The following is an 18588-nucleotide window of genomic DNA, read 5'->3' on the forward strand; positions in this document are numbered from 1 at the left end:
GGTGGCGGGCCAGCAACTCGCCCACCTCGGGCGACAGGGCTGCCGCGAGGCGCCACGCGGCCGGACGGTTCTCGTCCCGCAGTGCCGCGACCGCCTCCCGCAGGACCGGCCGAAGCTTCTCGGGCACTCCGGCGGCCGCGCGCTCGTACAGCCGCGCGCCCTCCTCCAGGACCAACTCGGTGTCCATGCCCGCGGGGATCTTGATGCGCGCGTGGTGCCGCCAGGTCGCGAGCGGGTCGGACCAGGCCTCCACCGTGTAGGTCCAGCGGCCCGGTTCGCCCGCGGTGACGGTCGCGCCCCAGCGGTCCGTGCCCGGGGCGAGTTCGCGCATCGGCGTCCAGGGGCCGGGCCGGCCGGCCGGGTCGCGCAGCACCACATCGGCCGCGACGGCGTCGTGCCCCTCCCGGAAGACGGTGGCGGACACCTCGAACGACTCACCGGTCACCGCTTTGGCCGGCCTGCGACCGTGCTGGACCACGGGGCGTACGTCGAGGACCGGGATACGGCCGAGGGTGGTCTCCGCGGAGGTGTCGGGCCTGGTGCCGGCGGGGCCGGGCGGACCGGGCACACGGGCGGCGGGCTTTGCGGCCTTCTTGCCCGGTGTTTTCTTTGCCGTTGCCTTCTTCGCCGCTGCCTTCTTGGCCGGTTTTTTCTCGGCCGGTTTCTTCTCTGCCGCTGCCGTGGCCTTGCTGCTTGTCGGGGGTGGTGACGAATGGTGCGTGGCGGGCATGACCGCTCCTGTCCGCGTCAACGTGGGTGTGGGCGGAGGGATGTGGGGAGGTGGGTCCTGCGGAGGTGCTGTGGGACGCCTGTGGGGTGTGTACCGGAGGAGCCTTCCCACCCTGTTCGGGTGGGCAATCCGGAACTTTGTTAACTACTCACGCGTATGTCCACCCGCAAGACCGGTTCCCTTTTTTCCGGGTGCCCGCCGGCCGCCGCTCCACGCCCCGACACCCCCGTCGGGCGCCTCCCCACCGACGCCCGGGTAACCATTACCGTCGAGGATGACGAGGAGACGTACGGCGCCGTACGTCTCACCCCGTAACGCGCCCGAGGTGGCATGTGAAGGCGATCCGTCGGTTCACCGTCCGTCCCGTTCTCCCCGAACCCCTCCGGCCGCTGAGCGACCTGGCGCGCAATCTGCGCTGGTCCTGGCACGCCGAAACGCGCGATCTGTTCCAGTCCGTCGACCCGGAGGCATGGTCCGCCGCCGGTGGCGACCCGGTGCGGATACTGGGCCGGGTGCGGCCGGCCCGGCTGGCCGAGCTGGCCGGGGACCGGCGCTTCCTGCGCCGCCTCACCGCCGTCGCCGACGACCTCGACGACTACCTGACCGGCGACCGCTGGTACCAGACCCGGGCGGACGGCATGCCCGGCGCCGTCGCCTATTTCTCCCCGGAGTTCGGCATCACGGCCGCGCTGCCCCAGTACTCCGGCGGCCTCGGCATCCTCGCCGGCGACCATCTGAAGGCCGCCAGCGACCTGGGCGTACCTCTGATCGGCGTCGGTCTCCTCTACCGGCACGGGTACTTCCGGCAGACCCTGTCCCGGGACGGCTGGCAGCAGGAGCACTATCCGGTGCTCGACCCCAACGAGCTGCCGCTCACCCAGCTGAAGGAGCCCGACGGCAGCCTGGCGCAGCTCTCGCTCGCCCTGCCCGGCGGCAGGGCGCTGCACGCCCGGATCTGGCTGGCCCAGGTCGGCCGGGTGCCGCTGCTGCTGCTCGACTCGGACGTGGAGGAGAACGACCTCGGCGAACGCGGGGTGACCGACCGGCTCTACGGCGGCGGCAGCGAGCACCGGCTGCTGCAGGAGATGCTGCTGGGCATAGGAGGGGTGCGGGCCGTACGGACGTACTGCCGGCTCACCGGGCACCCGGAGCCGGAGGTGTTCCACACCAACGAGGGGCACGCGGGCTTCCTCGGCCTGGAGCGGATCGCCGAACTGTGCGCGGACGGCTCGGACTTCGACTCGGCCCTGGAGGCCGTACGCGGCGGGACGGTCTTCACCACGCACACCCCCGTCCCGGCCGGCATCGACCGCTTCGACCGGGAGCTGGTCGCCCGGCACTTCGGGGCGGACGCCGAGCTGCCCGGTATCGAGGTCGACCGGGTGCTGCGCCTCGGCATGGAGACCTACCCGGGCGGCGAGCCGAATCTGTTCAACATGGCCGTGATGGGACTCAGGCTGGCCCAGCGGGCCAACGGGGTGTCGCTGCTGCACGGACAGGTCAGCCGCGAGATGTTCGCGGGGCTGTGGCCGGGATTCGACCCTGACGAGGTGCCGATCACCTCCGTGACCAACGGGGTGCACGCGCCGACCTGGGTCGCACCGGAGGTGCTGCGGCTCGGCGCCCGCCAGGTCGGGTCCGAGCGGGCCGAGGACGCGCTGAGCGTCGGCGGCTCCGAGCGCTGGGACTCGGTCGCGGAGATCGACGACCAGGAGATCTGGGAGCTGCGCCGCACCCTGCGCGAACAGCTGGTGCAGGAAGTGCGCGAGCGGCTGCGCGCGTCCTGGCGGCAACGCGGCGCGGGGAACGCGGAGTTGGGCTGGATCGACGGGGTATTGGACCCGGACGTCCTGACGATCGGATTCGCGCGCAGGGTCCCGTCGTACAAACGCCTGACCTTGATGCTGCGCGACCGCGACCGCCTGATGGAGCTGCTCCTGCATGCGGACCGCCCCGTGCAGATCGTCGTCGCGGGCAAGGCGCACCCGGCGGACGACAGCGGCAAACGCCTGGTCCAGGAGCTGGTCCGCTTCGCGGACGACCCGCGCGTCCGCCATCGCATCGTCTTCCTTCCCGACTACGGCATGGCGATGGCGCAGAAGCTCTACCCCGGCTGCGACATCTGGCTGAACAACCCGCTGAGGCCGCTGGAGGCGTGCGGCACTTCGGGCATGAAGGCGGCCCTGAACGGCTGCCTCAACCTCTCCGTCCTGGACGGCTGGTGGGACGAATGGTTCCAGCCGGACTTCGGCTGGGCCATCCCGACCGCCGACGGCGCGGGCACCGACCCCGACCACCGCGACGACATCGAGGCGGCGGCCCTCTACGACTTGTTGGAGCAGCGGATCACCCCCCGCTTCTACGAACGCGGACGCGCCGGCCTGCCCGACCGCTGGATCCAGATGGTCCGCCAGACCCTCACCCTGCTCGGCCCCAAGGTGCTGGCCGGCCGTATGGTCCGCGAGTACGTCGAGCGGCTCTACGTCCCCGCCGCGCAGGCACACCGCGCGCTGGCCCCGGACGCGGCACGGGAACTGGCCGAGTGGAAGGCGCGGGTACGGGCGGCCTGGCCCGGGGTGAGCGTCGACCACGTGGAGACGACCGCGACGACGGCGACGGCGGAACTGGGCACGACGGTGGGACTGCGGGTCCGGGTCGGCCTGGGCGAGCTGACCCCCGACGACGTGGAGGTGCAGGCGGTTTCCGGCCGGGTGGACGCGGAGGACCGCATCACGGATGCGACGGTGGTCCCGCTGAAGCCGGCAGGCGCTCCCGACCTCGATGGCCGCCTGCTGTACGAGGGCCCCCTCGCCCTGGACCGCACCGGCCCGTACGGCTACACGGTCCGCATCCTCCCGAGCCAGCGCTTGCTGGCCTCCGCCGCGGAGCTGGGGCTGGTGGCCATGCCTTCGGGGGAGGGGGTGGAGGGGGCGGGGGTTTTGTTGCGCTGAGGATCGATCCGGCCGGGGCGGACCCTCTGCCTTACAGTAGGTGGTCCGCCTTGCCGGCTTTGATGTCGCGGATGAGGGTGCGGAGGGCTTCGCGGGTGTCGGTGAGGTGGTGGTCTTCCTGGCCGGCTATAGCGATGTAGGCGTTGCCGTCGTGATCGGTGCCGAGGCGGAAGCAGGCCGATCCCTCGGCGCAGAAGGGGTCTTCCCACGTGATGTCGGGCACGGTCGTCTCCTCAGAGGTGGCTGGCGATGTCCTGGACGAAGCCGTACGAATCGTCAGGCGACAACGCACGGCCCTCCATCCAGTCCAGTTGGGCTCGGTATTTGAGCAACTGAGCTTCGTGGTGCAGGAATTCCGGACCATGGGCGCTGTCGATCTGCACGGTGTCGAGCTGTGGCACCGGGCCCTCCAGGTAGACCACGGTCTGACCGGCGCCAGGGAACGAGCCCGCGCTGAACGGAATGACCCGGAGCGTTACATGTGGTCGCTTCGACATCGCCAGGAGGTGTTCCAGTTGCCCTTGGGCGACCGCTGGGCCGCCGAACTGCATGCGGAGCGCCGCCTCGTGGACTATCCCGACGTACTCGGTCGGGCTGTCGCCTTCGAGGATCTGTTGCCGTTCGAGGCGGTGGGCCAGCCGCAGGGCGACCTCGTGCTCGGGTAGTGCTGGCAGTGCGGCCTTGAAGATGGCCTGGGCGTGGTCGCTGGACTGCAGCAGCCCAGGCATATGGATCAGGTGCACGCTGCGGATCCGCGCCGCGTGGTGCTCCAATTCGGCGATGTCCAAGATCCCGGCGGGGAGGCTACCTCGGTAGCGCTCCCACCATCCGCCCTTGGCGGGTTGGGCCATGCCGACCAGCGCGTTGACGTACGCCGCGTCGTCACATTCACAGTTGCAGGCCAGTGTGCGTACGCGGTCCGCGCTGATGGGCCGGGTGCCTGACTCGATGTTCGAGATCTTGCCCCGGTCCACACCAAGGAGCCCGGCGGCGTACTCCCCGGTCACGCCAGCGGCGGTGCGCAACTTCCTGAGCTCCGCTCCGAGTCGCTTCTGACGCTCTGTGGGTGACGTTCTCGCGGCCATATCGCCCCTTCCTCGCTGCCAGGCACACCCTAGTAGGGGCTTGAGTTTCCTCAAGTGAGGGGCAAATTAACCCCTCTATGCTCTACATTCGGTGATGCGCAAGCTACACACCGCAGTTGGCAGTGCATCGCGTGGGCCTGCCCGCAATCTCCTCCCCTGGGAGGGGCGGGCTCACGTCGGGGAGACGGGCCACCGGCTGCCGTGTGTATACGAGCCCTCGCCCCTTGGAGACCGCATGTCCATGCATGTAATCGAGCCGATGGCAACCCACTGTCCGACGCTGACAACGATGTACTCGGCGGATCCCACCCCGCCCACCCCGGGAACCCTCGCCTATAGCCTCACGCTGCCCGCCGCCCTGGCGAGCCCGGCTCTGGCGAGGGCGGCGGCGCGCGCGATGCTGGGGGCGCACGGGCTGAGCGACATGCTCGATGCCGGACTGCTGGCAGTCGGCGAACTGACGGCTGTGGCCGCCCAGTTCACTGACTCGGCGGACTTCTACCTTTCGCTGCGCTACCGCTGGGACACCCTCCGGGTCATCGTCTATGACAGCCACCCACCCCACACGCAACCAAACCTCGCCGTCGCCTGCGACACCCGCCGTCGCTCTGCCCTCCGCTTCCTGTCCTGCCTCTGCCGTGCATGTAACGGTGACTGGGGTTTCGGGCCGTCCAGGGAGCCGGGCGGTGGGACGCGGATGTGGGCGTCGCTGCCGAGGGCGGGAGCGGTGACGTACGGAACGATCGGCACACCGCCTGTCGGCGCCGTTACCGGAACGGAATGTTGATCAGGAACGCTACGAGGTGTGCCCCAAGCCCCATGCGTGGACGGATGGCGTGTGCCGGTGCTCGCGGCTCGGTCTTCGTGACACCACTCTGGCTGACCACGCATTACCTTGGGGCCCACCAGCCCCACTGGCAACCTTTTCGCTATTGTTGCCGATTACTCGACAGGGGCTAGCAATTCGATGATGTTTAGAGTCCGATTGGGCGGTAAGCGAGAGCCTGGTTTACTACTTCTTCAGCCGTCAATGGAGGGTTAGAGTAGTAGATCAGGTCCGACACCCGCGGATGGAGCACGCTCGCCTTCAGTTCTTCCATGAGGCGATCCTCCTCTTCTTCCGGCAACCTGGCGTCGATGAGCTGCTGAACGATACGGACGAGTTCTTCGCGCGACTTATCCAGCATGACTTTGTCCTCCAGGTCGGGTGCCAACTGTCATTTTCCGAAGTGATAACTTCCATCCAGTATCTCCTTATGGTAGCGCGGTGTGACAACGATGATGTTGTCTAGGTCGTAGACCCCGCCGCCACGCTGGATGGGCTGGACGTGATGCAGCTCGTATCTACCCCTGCCACCTGCCTGCTGTCCTGTAACCGTAAACGGTGCCTTACCGTCCGACATTGCAGTTTGAGCTGACTGGGAGAACTGATTGGCCAACTCCGGATGCTTCGATACCTCTTCCCAAAAAGCTGAGCGGAACTCATTGAAGTTATTGAACTGCCGCCCTTGCAGAGCTCTGGCCACCTGTCCGGGAATTCTGCCCACGTTTCCCTCGGATCCCTTCAGCCAATTGCCGGGGACATCTTGCAGCGTGTGTCCTCCAGTCACGGATCCTGGGGATTTTCTGAGCTCTTCGGCACTCTTTCTGGCCCCAAAGCATGGCGTCAAACCCAACGGGTCGATCCAGGCGTTGGGATTGTCGACGTAGGCGGTCGGATTGGGGGCCGGCGCTAGGCCCAGGGGGTCCGGCGTCAGATAGCGGGCCGTTTCAGGGTCGTAGTGGCGGAAGTAGTTGTAATGGAGGCCGGTTTCGGGATCGTAGTACTGGCCGGGGAAGCGTAGGGGCGTGTAGGTCGTGCTGTTTACCGCCCACGCCGCTGTCCCCCAGAGGGTGCTTCGGGTGCGCCAGGCGATGTCGCCCTGCTCGCCTATGAGTTCGTTGGGGGTGCCGACCAGGTCTGTGACGATGGCGAAGAAGCGGGAGTCGATCTCCTCTTGAGGAGCGCCTGCCGCCGTGATGCGTTCCGTTTGGGCGAGGGGTTGTAGGCCCTGATGATCCCAGGTGAGGATGATCGGGTTGGGGAGGTCTGAAGAGGTTGTGGTCTGTTCGCTGAGAGTGGTGCCGTCCCAGGTGAAGTCCACCCGTTCCAGGACCGTTTCACCGTCCTCCGACAAGCGGAGTTTCGCTGTGCGGCGGCCCAGGGGGTCGTAGGTGTAGCGCCAGCGGGTGCCGTCCGGGGTGACCACCGAGGTCAGGCGGTCCTCGGCGTCCCACTCGTAACGCCAGGTGTCGGGCTTGCGGGACAAGCGGGTTTTCCGGCGGAGGGTGATGCGGCCCAAGGCGTCGTGTTCGTAGCGGACGTTGCCGGCTCGGGTGATGCGGGTGCCCATGTACTCACGGGTTCCGGTTGCTTCCGTGCCCGGGTGGCTCGTCGGCCAGCTTGCCTGCGTCTGGTTGCCCGCCTCGTCATATGCGTAGCGCTCCGTCCAGCCAGCGGCATCGACGGCTGTCACCCGGCCTGCCGCGTTCAGGTCGAAGCGGCGGGAGCCGGACAAGCGGTCGTCGATGCCGATCACGTTGCCGTCGGCTCGGTAGGTGTACGTCCTGCGCTGGACCGTGCGGCCCGCAGCGCCGGTCACCGATTGGGTGGTCAGCCGGCCCACCGTGTCGAAGGCATGTTCCAGGGTGATCGTCTCGCCGATGTGGCGGGACAGCTCTCGGCCTGCTTCGTCGTAGGTGAAGTCGATAACTCGGCCCGAGGCCACCATGCCTGTGCGGCGGCCGGCCGCGTCGTACGACCAGGTCGTCGTCGCACCTGTGGGTGTCGTACGGCCCGTTCGGCGGCCGAGGCTTTCGTATGTGTACGTCGTCGTACGGCCGTTGACCGTCTCCGAGCGCAGGCGGCCGAAGCGGTCGCGCAGCAACATCAGAACCGTGCCGTCCGGGCCGGTCGCCTGAGCGAGCTGGTCGGTCAGGTCGTACGCGTAGGTCGTGATCTGGCCTGCTGCGTCCTTGCGGAGCACCTGGCCCAGTTCGTTGCGCTCGAAGGACACCACCTCGCCGAGCACGTTCCGGCGCGAGACAAGGCGCCCAGCAGCGTCGTACCCGTACGTCAGCGTGCGGTCGTCGAAGTCCGTCTCCGTCACCAGGCGGCCGGCCGGGTCGTACTCGTACTCCCACGTCAGGCCCTGCGGGTTGGTGACCTTCGTCAGGCGTAGTTCCGTGTCGTGGGTGAACTCGTAGCGGACTCCGTCCGGGTCCGTGCGGGCGCTCAGCAGGTCGAAGTGGGTGTATTCGAAGCAGGAGGCGCCGCCGAGGGCGTCCGTGTGGCTGGTGCAGTTGCCCTCGCCGTCGTAGGTCCAGGTCTCCGTCGTGCCGTCGGGGGCCGTTCGCCGGGTCAGGTGCCCGTCGATCGACCATTCCAGTTGGGTCCTTGCTCCGGTCGGGTCCGTGATCGTGGTCGTGCGGCCCGAGGAGTCTCGTTCGTAGCGGGTCACTGCGCCCAGCGGATCCGTTACCTCCAGCGGGAGGCCCGCGCGGTCGCTGACCACCCTCGTCGTGTTGCCCAGCGGGTCCGTCACTGACGTCAGGTGGCCCGCCTCGTTGTACGCGAACTGGGTCGTCTGGCCCGCTGGGTCCGTCACTGACGTGCGGTTGCCCCGGTCGTCGTACGTCAGGTGGATCACCGTGCCGTCCGGGTTCACCGCCTTGAGCGGCAGACCCAGGGCGTTGTACTCCGCTCTCGACTCGCGGCCGTCCGGGCGGACCACCGAAATGAGGTTGCCCTCGCCGTCGTACCCGAACGTCGTCGTGTGGCCCAGAGGGTCGGTCGTGGACAGCAGACGGTTGTAGCGGTCGCGGACGTAGTGGGCGGTCGCGCCCAAGGGGTCCGTCTCCGCCACCACCTGCCACGTCTCGTTGACCAGGTAGCGGTGGGTGTGGCCTTCGCCGGTCGTCGCCGTGGTGGTGCGCAGGCCCGTTGTCGGGTCCGGGTCCTCGTACGTCAGGCGCAGGGCCATGTGGCCCTCCGGGCCGCCCTCTGCGATGCAGCGGTCCTGGTCGTCGTACTCGTATCTGTAGCTGCGGTCGTTGGTGTCCGTCCAGGATGTGATGCGGCCCTGCTCGTCGTAGGTGAAGCGGAGAGGCAGGCCGGAGGAGTTGATGACCTCCGTGAGGTTGCCGTCCATGTAGGCGAAGCGTTTCAGCTGCTCGCCTGTAGCGACCAGGTGGTACGCCGTGACGCGGCCCGAGTCGGTGGTGATGCGGACGCCCTGGCCGGCGCTGGTGTAGACGCCGAGCGGGGTGCCCTCCGCGTCGTATTCGAAGGTGGTCCAGTTGCCGTTGCGGTCGTCGATCTGTTCCAGGACCGCCAGGTCGGCGCCGCGATCCGCGAAGTGCCAGGTGCGGTGCGTGCGCCGGTCCGTGATCGTGTAGCCGCCGTCCACGCGGTCCAGAGGGAGGCGCGGGCCGTGGCTGGCCAAGGTGGGCACGCCCGGTGCGGGGTGGGGGTAGGACAGGAGGAGTCCGTCCTCCGTGACGTAGACGACTCCCTCGGCGTCGATCTCCAGACGCTGGTCCAGCGTCGAGGACCAGGACGGGCCGAACCAGCGGCCCAGGCGGTAGCCCGACTCCACCCGACGGCCCAGGAGCAGCGGCAGTGTGCCAGGCAGCGTGACGTCCGTCTGCGGCAGGTACATCTTGCCGGTGGCCACGTTGACCGGGTCGCCGCAGCCCTTCGTACTGTCCTCGTCATGCGAGTGCTGGGGCGGGTCCTCGTTCACCTTGTCCCGGGCAGTTGCCTTGCCAGTGTCTTCCGCCCCCGCCCGTGCCTCTCGCCGGGCCGCCGCCTCCGCCGCCTGCCGGGTCAGGCCTGCCTCCGCCGCGTCCCGTGCCAGCCCGGCCTCCATTCCGATGCCGTCGCCGAGGAGCAGTTGGGGGAGCATGCGGCCGCCGAACTCGGACGGGTCCTTGCGGAACTCGTCCCAGGTCTGCTTCAAGGCGCGGTCGGGGTGGCAGGCCGTGGAGACCAGGCCGCTGAGCGTCATGCTGATGTTCTGCAGGTACGCGGCAGGGTGAGTGATGTTGTACGGGTCGACGGGGTCCAGGCCGCGGACGAAGGTGAGCAGGCCGGCCGTGCCCTTGACAACTCCCCCGGCGAAATGCGTGAGTTCGGTGTTCGAGGCCTTCGCGACGTCGGTGAGGTCGCCTTTCAGGCGGTCCAGCGGCGGGGGTTCGGCGGGCGCGTGGGCGAGCGCCGCCTTCACCTTGCCCTGCGCCTCGTCGGCGAGGGTGTTGCGCTGCTTGCGGGCCGCGGCGAGCTTGTGGACGGCGGCCTTGACGTCGGCCTTGCCCGGGTCGTTGAGCGGTCCGGGTTTCGGGCCCGGGTCCTGGCCCGCTTTCACCTTGGCGTTGTAGGCGTCGACCTTCTTGTTGTACGCGTCGACCGCGTCCTTGGAGGCCTTCACCCCCTTGTTGTAGAGCGCGACGGCCTCCTTGGCCTGGCCCTGCGCCCAGTGGACGGTGTCGGCGTACGACTCCAGGGCGCCCGCCGCCGCATGGCAGGCTTCGGCCGCCTGCGCCCACTTCGTGGGGTGGACGCCGAACTTCTTACGGAAGGCGTCCCCGCCCTCGCCCTGCCAGCCGGAGGAGTCGATCTTCTTCAGACCCCGACTGACCTTGTCGAAGGCGCCGTGGAAGTCCCGCAGATGCCTCGCGCTCTCGCGGATCTTGGCCGGACTGCCGTGAACGAGTTCGTCGGGCTCCTCGCTCTGGCCGAGTTGTTGCTCCCCAGGGGTGGCACCCAGGTCCGAGGCGAGCCCGTCGCCGACGTCCTCGACCGTGTCCGCCAGGCCGTGGAGCCCCTCATGGTCCAGGTAGCCGCCCAGTTTGTCCGAAGCGTAGTCGATGCCCTCACCGAGCTTCTTCTTGCCCTCGTCGTAGACGTGCTCGGCACCGCTCAGGACCGCGTTGGTGACCTTGCCGAGTCCCATCAGCCCTGACCGCCCTGCTGCTCGGCGGCCCTGGCACGGGCCTCGGGCGAGGGACCGAAGACTTCGTCCAGATACTTGTTGTACTCCGCGTCCGACATACCGCTGGGCCTGAGGCCCAGGTTGGCCCCGGCCTGCGACGTCGCGAAGTCCCGGTCGGCGTCCATCCAGCCCTGCTCGCTGTTGGCCCACGCCTGGTCGAAGGACTTCTCGCTGTAGTCCACATTGCCGCCGAACGCACCGGAGGCGGCGATGTCGCCATAGCCCCTCCTCTCGACGTCCTCCTCGGAGGCGTACGGATTACCGATGAGCGCGTTCTCGGCGACCTTGGCCGTGCCCGCGACGTACTGATCGGTCTCGTAGTACGTGCCCGCCGCCAGACCCGTCCTCAACGCGAACCCGTTGCCCTCGTTGATCAGCGACCGCACGCCCCACTCCCAGCGCTCGCAGAACGACTTGAACGCGTCGGTCAGCCCCTCATGCCCCAATTCCAGTCCTGACAGGGAGATTTCGCCGAACCCGCGCCCGGCCCCGGCCTCCCCGACCGCACCGAGATCCTTCAGCTCGCCCAGGGCATCGGTCAGGCCCTTGGCGATCAATGCCAGCCCGTCCGTCTTCAGGTCCTTGCCGCCGTCGGTCACTTCACGTCCCCCATCGCCCCATCGACGTCCACCGCTGCCTCGTCCGGCGCGATCCCGCGCACCGGTGGGAACAACGTGCCCTCGCCCTCGGACCCCACATCCAGGGCCACTCCACAGGGCACACCCACGGTCGGCATGCCCACGTCCAGCAACCGCGCTCCCAGCCACCGCTGATACGCCCACTCCCGCCCGCCCTCGCCCCGCGCGACCGCGAAACGGGCCAGAGCCGACTCGTTGGAGAATGCGTAGATCCAGCGGATGCCGCCGTAGTCACCCGTCAGGGGCGCATCGTCCTCGTCCACCGGCACCAGCACAGCGGTACGACGGAACGCACCCAGCAGCACCGCGAACGCGCGGCGCCTGCGCTCAACCTCGTCGGAGGAGGGAACAGCAGGCGAAGGCCCGGGCTTCACCTCGTCGGATCCGGACACGTCCACGTAGTCGTACAGCCGCGACCTGGGTATTCGTGCAGTTGAGTCGGTGTCGCCCCCGCGTTCAGACATGCTTCGGATCATCACATTTACGCGTTGCCGACAGCAACGCGGTACAGAATCCGTTCAACAGGTTGGCGGGATCCCGGCCTCGTCGTGAAGAACAGCCATCGTCAGGTCACTCCTCCGAGAGCCCCGCGCACAGCTTCTTCAGTACCGCCCCGCACCGTCGCGCGTACGCGTGCTGCAACCCCCGCGTCGCCGGGCCGCCCGCCTTCGCGTACCACTTGGCCGGTTTGCTGAAGGCCGCCACCGTCAGCCAGACCGTGCCGTCGCCCGTGCGGTCGACCACGAAGGCCTCCTCGCCGCACTCGGGGTGGTCCTCCAGGGTGCCGTAGGCCCAGCCGGCCCGGCGGGGTTCCTCGGTGGTCCAGATGATGCGACAGGGAGCCTTGATGACGCCCGCCAGGGTGACCGTGACGTCGACGCCGGGGGCCGCGTGGTCGGCTGTGGCGTCGATGCCCACACCCAGGGCGCGGTGCATCTCCCAGCCCAGGACCGCCTCGGCGGCCCGGTGGAAGAGCTTCTGGCCCTCGCCGAGGCGGGTGCGGACGTGCAGGGGGTGGAAGCCGGGCGGGCAGTACGTCAGGTCGTCGCGGGTCGCGCCGACCGGCTCGTAGGTGAAGGGCGCCGAGGACATGGGTCACAAGCGTAGGGCGACACCCGGAGCGCCTTCCTCCCGGGTGTCGCCCGTTCTCAACCGCGCGAGCGTCAGCTGACGTTGACAGCGGACCAGGCCGCCGCCACCGTCTTGTACTCGGTGCTGCTGGCGCCGTACAGGTCGGACGCCGCCTTCAGGGTGCCCGAGCGGGCGTCCGAGTAGTTGGTGGTCGACGTGAAGTACGTCGTCAGCGCCTTGTACCAGATCTGCAGCGCCTTGTCCCGGCCGATGCCGGTGACCTTGGAGCCGTCGGAGGTCGGGGAGTCGTACGAGACCCCGTTGATCGTCTTGGCGCCGCTGCCCTCCGACAGGAGGTAGAAGAAGTGGTTCGCGACACCGGACGAGTAGTGGACGTCCAGGTTGCCGACGTCCGAGGACCAGGAGTCCGCGGAGTTGCCGTCCTTGCTGGGCTGGTCCATGTAGCGCAGCGGGGTGCCGTCGCCGTTGATGTTGATCTTCTCGCCGATGAGGTAGTCACCCGGGTCGGAGGCGTTGTTCGCGTAGAACTCCACGCCCGTGCCGAAGATGTCCGAGGTGGCCTCGTTCAGGCCGCCGGACTCACCGCTGTAGTCCAGGCCCGCGGTGTTGGCGGTGACGCCGTGGCTCATCTCGTGGCCCGCCACGTCCAGCGAGGTCAGCGGGTCCTTGTTGCCCGAGCCGTCGCCGTAGGTCATGCAGAAGCAGCTGTCGTCCCAGAAGGCGTTGACGTAGTTGCTGCCGTAGTGCACGCGGGAGTAGGCGCCGACACCGTCGTTCTTGATGCCGCTGCGGCCGAAGACGTTCTTGTAGAAGTCCCAGGTCTCCTGCGCGCCGTAGGCGGCGTCGGCCGCGGCCGTCTGGTCGCTGGAGGAGGTGGAGGCGGTGCCTGTGCCGAAGACGTTGGTCGAGTTGCTGACCAGGGTGCCCTTGCCGGACGTCTTGCGGGCCAGGTTGTAGGTCTTGTGACCGCCCCGGGAGGCGTCGGTCAGGTTGTACGACGAGCCCGACTGGGTGGTGGTCAGGCTGACGGAACCCGAGTACAGCGTCTTGCCGGTGCCGGTCGCGTTCTCGATGCCCTGGTACTCGAAGAGCTTCTTGCCGGTGGTGGCGTCGGTGATGACGTGCAGCTGGTTCGGGGTGCCGTCGTCCTGGAGGCCGCCGACGATCGTCTCGTAGGCGAGGACCGGCTTGCCGGAGCCGGCCCAGATCACCTTGCGGGCGCCGTTGGCGGCGGACTTGGCGGAGCCGAGGGTCCTGGCGGCGGAGACCGCCTGCTGCGCCGCCTTGGCGGCGGTGATCTGCGGCTTGAGCGAGGCCACCTTGATGGTCGCCTTGGTCGCTCTGGTGACGCCCTCGGTCCTGCCGGACTTGGCGGTGTGTACGACGAGGTCGCCGCCGAGTACCGGAAGGCCGGCGTAGGTGCGCTCGTAGCGGGTGTGGACGGTGCCGTCGGCGTCCTTGACGATGTCCTTGACGACCAGCTTCTCCTTGGCGCCGAGGCCCAGCTGCTGCGCGGTCGCGGCGGCTTCGGCCTCGGCCTTCTGTATCAGGGAGGTACGGGCCGAGGCGGACAGCGCGGTCGGCGCTGCGGCCAGGTGCTTGGCCGGGGTCTGTGCGGAGGCGCTGGTGGCCAGACCGGTGGAGATGAGGGCTCCGGCGGCGACGGCGGTGGCGACGGCCAGAGTGGCGCGCTTGTGACGCGGGTGGCGGGGGGTCACGCAAGCTCCTTGTAGTGGGGGAGTCCGGTCAGCGTGGGGTTACTGGCCGGAGTGATGTGGTGAAGCTCTGCGGCGGGTGAAGGAAGAGTGACATCGGGGGCGCGTACATGTCAGGGCCCTGAAGTGATGTTGGCTGAAAGTCGGCTGTCCGAGAAACGTTTCTGGTGTGTTAAGTAGCGCCGCCCGAGGGTGTCGGACCCTCGGACGACGCCCATTTCCCGGGCTTTTGACGGCCTCTTTACGGGAACGTCAGCTTCCAGTCGTTGATCGTTCCGGTGTCGTACGTGGCCTGATCCTGTACCCGCAACTTCCAGGTGCCGTTGGCCGGTTGGGCGGCCGCGTTGACCGTGTAGGTCTGCTTCACATCGTGCGCCGAGTCCGAGGAGCTGAAGTTCTTCAGCCGGTAGGCCTTGCCCGACGGGCCGACGAGGTCGATCACCAGGTCACCCCGCCAGGTGTGCGTGATGTCGACGCTCACCTGAAGGTTGCTCGGCGCGTTGCCGCTGCGGCCGGAGACCGTGATCGCCGAGGTGACGGCCGGCCCGTTGTCCGGGATGGCCACCTGGGTGTTGCTCTCGTACGTCGAACCGCCGCCCGTGCCGCCGCCGGAGCGCGCACCGACCGCCACGCCCGCCCAGGCGTCCTGCACCGCGTTGTACTCGGCACTGGAGGTGCCGTACAGCTCGCCGGCCGCCGCGAGGGTGCCGGTGCGGGCGTCGGCGTAGTTCGTGGTGGAGGTGAACTTGGTGGTCAGCGCCCGGTACCAGATCTGCAGCGCCTTGTCCCGGCCGATGCCGGTGACCGGAAGCCCGTCCGCGGTCGGCGAGTCGTAGCTGACGCCGTTGATCGTCTTGGCGCCGCTGCCCTCGCTCAGCAGGTAGAAGAAGTGGTTGGCGACGCCCGAGGAGTAGTGCACGTCGAGGTTGCCGACGCCCGAGTACCAGGAGTCGGCCGAGTTGCCGTCCTTGCTGGGCTTGTCCATGTAGCGCAGCGGGGTGCCGTCGCCGTTGATGTTGATCATCTCGCCGATGAGGTAGTCACCGACGTCCTTGCTGTTGTTGGCGTAGAACTCCACGCCGGTGCCCATGATGTCGCTGGTCGCCTCGTTGAGGCCGCCGGACTCGTCGCTGTAGTTCAGGCCCGCGGTGTTGGAGGTGACGCCGTGGCTCATCTCATGGCCGGCGACGTCGAGGCTGGTCAGCGGGTCCTGGTCGTTGGACCCGTCACCGTAGGTCATGCAGAAGCAGCCGTCGTCCCAGAACGCGTTCACGTACGAGCTGCCGTAGTGGACGCGCGAGTAGGCGCCGACGCCGTCGTTCCTGATGCCGCTGCGGCCGAAGGTGTCCTTGTAGAAGTCCCAGGTCTCCTGCGCGCCGTAGTGCGCGTCCGCGCCCGCGGTCGCGGCGTTCGACGTGGTGCCGTCGCCCCAGGTGTCGTTGCTCTGCGAGAACAGGGTGCCGGTGCCGTCGGTGCCGTGGTCCAGGTTGTACGTCTTGTGCCCGCCGCGCGCCCCGTCGGTCAGCGTGTACGACGAACCCGACTGGGTCGTGGTCAGGTTCACCTGGCCGCTGTACTGGGTGTTGCCGACGCCGGTCTCGATGCCCTGGTACTCGTAGAGCTTCTTGCCGGTGGTGGCGTCGGTGATGACGTGCAGCTGGTTCGGGGTGCCGTCGTCCTGGAGGCCGCCGACGACCGTCTCGTAGGCCAGGACCGGCTTTCCGCTCGCCGCCCAGATCACCTTGCGGACGCTGTCCGCCGCCGGCTTCTTGCCGCCGCGCGCCTTGGCCCGCTGTACGGCCTGCTTCTCGGCGGCGGCCTTCGACACGGCCGGGGTGAGGCCGGCGACCTTCAGTGTGGCGCCGGTGGCCTTGATGACGTCCATGGTCTTGCCGGACCGGGTGTCCACGACGAGGTCGCCGCCGAGCACCGGAAGGCCCGCGTAGGTGCGCTCGTAGCGGGTGTGCAGGGTGCCGTCGGCGTCCTTGACGATGTCCTTGACGACCAGCTTCTCCTGGGCGCCGAGGCCGAGCGACCGGGCGGTGGCGGCCCGGGTGGCATCGGCGTGGCGGATCAGCTCGACGCGCTGCGAGGGCGTGAGCCTGGCCGCGACATGGGCCGGATTCACCGTGCCCGCCTGCGGCTTCGCCGGTGCGGCGCTGGCCGCGCCCGACTGGACGGCGGCGGCGATCAGGGCGGCTACACCGGCGAGGGCGACGGCGGCGGTGCGGCGATGTGCTGTGGGGTGCTGAGCCGTGGGGCGCTGAGCTGTGTGGGAGGTGCGTCTGCGAGAGGAACTGCTGCTCACACTGACTCCTTCTGCATGACCGCGGGTCGCGCGGCCAGGGGAGACCGGACGGTGGGTTGGGGCGTCCGGGCAGAACAGGGCGTTACGCGGAACCACGTGCGGGCCGCTCACGCACAGCGAGTGGAACTGTGGGGTTGCTGTGGGTTGTGGTGAGTCGGCTTGGGAAGAGTGACAGGGGATCAGCGCACCTGTCAGGACCGCGTCACAAACTTGGCCGGAAATGGTCCGTTGACCGGATGTTCAAGTTCGATATGCGGATCCGTCATGTACGGCCTGCCGGAACGGAGTTGTGGTCACGGCTGCCCGGCGGTGTCTCCGTGCCAGGTTCGCCACAGTGCCGCGTAGGCGCCGTCGGCCGTCACCAGGTCCTCGTGCGTGCCCAGTTCGGTCAGGCGGCCGTTCTCCATGACCGCCACCCGGTCGGCGTCATGGGCCGTGTGCAGGCGGTGCGCGATGGCGATGACCGTACGGCCCTCCAGCACGGCGGCGAGCGCGCGTTCGGTGTGCCGGGCGGTCGTGGGGTCCAGCAGCGCGGTCGCCTCGTCAAGGATCAGGGTGTGCGGGTCGGCCAGTACGACACGGGCCAGGGCGAGCTGCTGGGCCCGGGAGCCGTCGGTGGCGGGGCCGCCCTCGCCCAGCCCGGTGTCGAGACCGTCCGGCAGCTCACGCACCCAATCGTCGGCCCCGACCGCCGTGAGCGCCGCCCACAAGTCGGCGTCGGTGGCCTCCGGTTCGGCGATCAGCAGGTTGTCGCGGACCGTGCCGAGGAACACATGGTGCTCCTGCGTCACCAGCACGACCTGGCGGCGCAGCAGCTCCGGCGCCAGCTCGGCGACCGGCACGCCGCCCACCGTCACCGCGCCGGTCCCGGGCCGGTCGATGCCCGCGAGCAGCCGGCTGAGCGTCGTCTTCCCGGCCCCGGAGGGCCCCACCACGGCGAGCCGCTCCCCGGGCCGCACGGTCAGATCGACCCCGCGGAGTACCTCCCCGCCGCGCTCGTAGGCGTAGCGGACTCCGTGTACGTCGATACGGTCGTCGGCCGGGACGGTGTCCCTGCGGGGTGCCCGGGCCGAGCCGGGGGTATCCGTGCCCGGTGCCTGTGCCAGTCCCTCCACGCGGGCGAACGACGCGCTGCTGCTCTGCAGTTGTTCCACGCGCATCAGGATCTGGTCCAGCGGTTCGGTGAACTGCCGTAGATACAGCGCCGCGGCCACCACCGCGCCGACCCCGACCGCGCCCAGCTGGTGCAGCCAGCCGCCGAGCAGCAGTACGCCCGCCACCGGGACGGTGTACGTCACCTCGACCGCCGGGAAGAACACCGTCCGCAGGTACAGCGTGTAGAAGCGGGTACGGCGGGACTTCTCCAGGGCGTCCCGGCTCGCCGCGATCCGCCGTTGCCGCAGCCCGAACGCCTCGACGGTGCGGGCCCCCGCCGCCGTGGAGGCGAGGATCTCGGCGACCTCGGAGGTGGCCGCGCCCTCCGCGAGATAGCCGTCCCGGGCCCGGCGCAGATACCAGCGCAGGGCCAGCCAGATCGGGGCAAGCCCGAGCAGCCCGAACGCCCCGAGCAGCGGGTCGAGCGCGAACACCGCGCCCAGGACGAACAGCGCCTGCACGGTGTTGACCAGCAGCTCCGGGCCGACGTCCCGCAAGGTGGTGCCGACGATCGCCACGTCCGCCGTGCCACGCGCCGTCAGATCACCGGTGCCGGCCCGCTCCACCACGGACGCGGGCAGCGCCAGCACCCGCTCGACGTACTCCTCGCGCACCCGGGCCAGCGTCCGCTCCCCGAACCGGTACCCCACCAACCGGGCCCAGCGGGCCAGCAGTATCTGCGCCAGCGCGCACAGCAGGATCCACGGTGCGAGCCGGTCCACCGCACCGGCTCCGTGCCCGCCCCGCACCTCGTCGACGATCCGCCCGACCAGCCACGGCCCGACCAGCCCCGCTCCCGCCGCCAGCGCGTTCAGCAGCAGCGTGGCCGTGAACGCCCGTGCGTCGGCTCGCACCAGCCGCAGTGCGGCTCGTCGTACCCGG

At 69.0% G+C, this 18588-nt stretch carries 13 protein-coding genes; 2 read left to right on the top strand and 11 right to left on the bottom strand.

What is annotated here, in order from left to right:
* Window positions 1-730: maltotransferase domain-containing protein (locus tag AV521_RS45520; RefSeq protein WP_143658774.1), on the bottom strand; the 730-nt coding region annotated here is incomplete at its 3' end.
* A 332-nt stretch (window positions 731-1062) separates the two neighbouring features.
* Here AV521_RS45520 and AV521_RS45525 point away from each other — a divergent pair.
* Complete coding sequence (locus tag AV521_RS45525) at window positions 1063-3681, top strand: glycosyltransferase family 1 protein (RefSeq protein ID WP_076097841.1); 2619 nt, start codon at window positions 1063-1065, stop codon at window positions 3679-3681.
* 31 nt (window positions 3682-3712) lie between these two features.
* On the opposite strand, the gene AV521_RS45530 is transcribed toward AV521_RS45525, so the two are convergent.
* A complete protein-coding gene (locus tag AV521_RS45530) occupies window positions 3713-3904 on the bottom strand; it encodes a hypothetical protein (protein WP_076097842.1) in 192 nt (63 codons plus the stop codon).
* A gap of 10 nt (window positions 3905-3914) precedes the next feature.
* Complete coding sequence (locus AV521_RS45535; protein ID WP_076097843.1) at window positions 3915-4766, bottom strand: helix-turn-helix transcriptional regulator; 852 nt, start codon at window positions 4764-4766, stop codon at window positions 3915-3917.
* A gap of 235 nt (window positions 4767-5001) precedes the next feature.
* On the opposite strand from AV521_RS45535, the gene AV521_RS45540 reads away from it, so the two are divergent.
* On the top strand, window positions 5002-5553 hold the full coding sequence (locus tag AV521_RS45540; protein WP_256726011.1) for an ATP-binding protein: 552 nt from the start codon (window positions 5002-5004) through the stop codon (window positions 5551-5553).
* 187 nt (window positions 5554-5740) lie between these two features.
* Here the strand turns inward: AV521_RS45540 and AV521_RS45545 are convergent, their stop codons facing one another.
* The 8 genes from AV521_RS45545 to AV521_RS45585 all read right to left on the bottom strand — a co-directional run.
* A complete protein-coding gene (locus tag AV521_RS45545) occupies window positions 5741-5953 on the bottom strand; it encodes a bacteriocin immunity protein (RefSeq protein WP_076097844.1) in 213 nt (70 codons plus the stop codon).
* A gap of 30 nt (window positions 5954-5983) precedes the next feature.
* Window positions 5984-10759 (bottom strand): putative T7SS-secreted protein, encoded by a 4776-nt coding sequence (locus AV521_RS45550; protein WP_256726012.1) that lies wholly within the window; start codon window positions 10757-10759, stop codon window positions 5984-5986.
* Window positions 10759-11397, bottom strand: a complete 639-nt coding sequence (locus AV521_RS45555; RefSeq protein ID WP_076097845.1) for a hypothetical protein — start codon at window positions 11395-11397, stop codon at window positions 10759-10761. The genes AV521_RS45550 and AV521_RS45555 overlap by 1 nt, the downstream gene beginning before the upstream one ends.
* A complete protein-coding gene (locus tag AV521_RS45560) occupies window positions 11394-11900 on the bottom strand; it encodes a hypothetical protein (protein ID WP_256726013.1) in 507 nt (168 codons plus the stop codon). The genes AV521_RS45555 and AV521_RS45560 overlap by 4 nt, the downstream gene beginning before the upstream one ends.
* Before the next feature lie 106 nt (window positions 11901-12006).
* Window positions 12007-12528 (bottom strand): DUF1990 domain-containing protein, encoded by a 522-nt coding sequence (locus AV521_RS45565; protein WP_076097846.1) that lies wholly within the window; start codon window positions 12526-12528, stop codon window positions 12007-12009.
* Window positions 12529-12599: 71 nt separating this feature from the next.
* Window positions 12600-14246 carry a M4 family metallopeptidase gene (locus AV521_RS45570; protein WP_076097847.1) on the bottom strand — a complete coding sequence of 549 codons (1647 nt, stop codon included), beginning with the start codon at window positions 14244-14246 and terminating at the stop codon, window positions 12600-12602.
* A 238-nt stretch (window positions 14247-14484) separates the two neighbouring features.
* The gene (locus AV521_RS45575; RefSeq protein WP_076097848.1) at window positions 14485-16551 is read right to left on the bottom strand and encodes a M4 family metallopeptidase; all 2067 of its coding nucleotides are present in this window, start codon (window positions 16549-16551) and stop codon (window positions 14485-14487) included.
* A 293-nt stretch (window positions 16552-16844) separates the two neighbouring features.
* On the bottom strand, window positions 16845-18588 hold a 1744-nt coding region (locus AV521_RS45585), incomplete at its 5' end, for an ABC transporter ATP-binding protein (protein WP_076097851.1).

Source organism: Streptomyces sp. IMTB 2501, assembly GCF_001953885.1.
Taxonomy (GTDB): Bacteria; Actinomycetota; Actinomycetes; order Streptomycetales; family Streptomycetaceae; genus Streptomyces.

Excerpts from the sequence above, each read along its gene's own strand:
- AV521_RS45545 (WP_076097844.1), bottom strand. The coding sequence starts at position 5,953 with ATGCTGGATAAGTCGCGCGAAGAACTCGTCCGTATCGTTCAGCAGCTC.
- AV521_RS45540 (WP_256726011.1), top strand. The coding sequence starts at position 5,002 with ATGTCCATGCATGTAATCGAGCCGATGGCAACCCACTGTCCGACGCTG.
- AV521_RS45535 (WP_076097843.1), bottom strand. The coding sequence starts at position 4,766 with ATGGCCGCGAGAACGTCACCCACAGAGCGTCAGAAGCGACTCGGAGCG.
- AV521_RS45550 (WP_256726012.1), bottom strand. The coding sequence starts at position 10,759 with ATGGGACTCGGCAAGGTCACCAACGCGGTCCTGAGCGGTGCCGAGCAC.
- AV521_RS45560 (WP_256726013.1), bottom strand. The coding sequence starts at position 11,900 with ATGTCTGAACGCGGGGGCGACACCGACTCAACTGCACGAATACCCAGG.
- AV521_RS45565 (WP_076097846.1), bottom strand. The coding sequence starts at position 12,528 with ATGTCCTCGGCGCCCTTCACCTACGAGCCGGTCGGCGCGACCCGCGAC.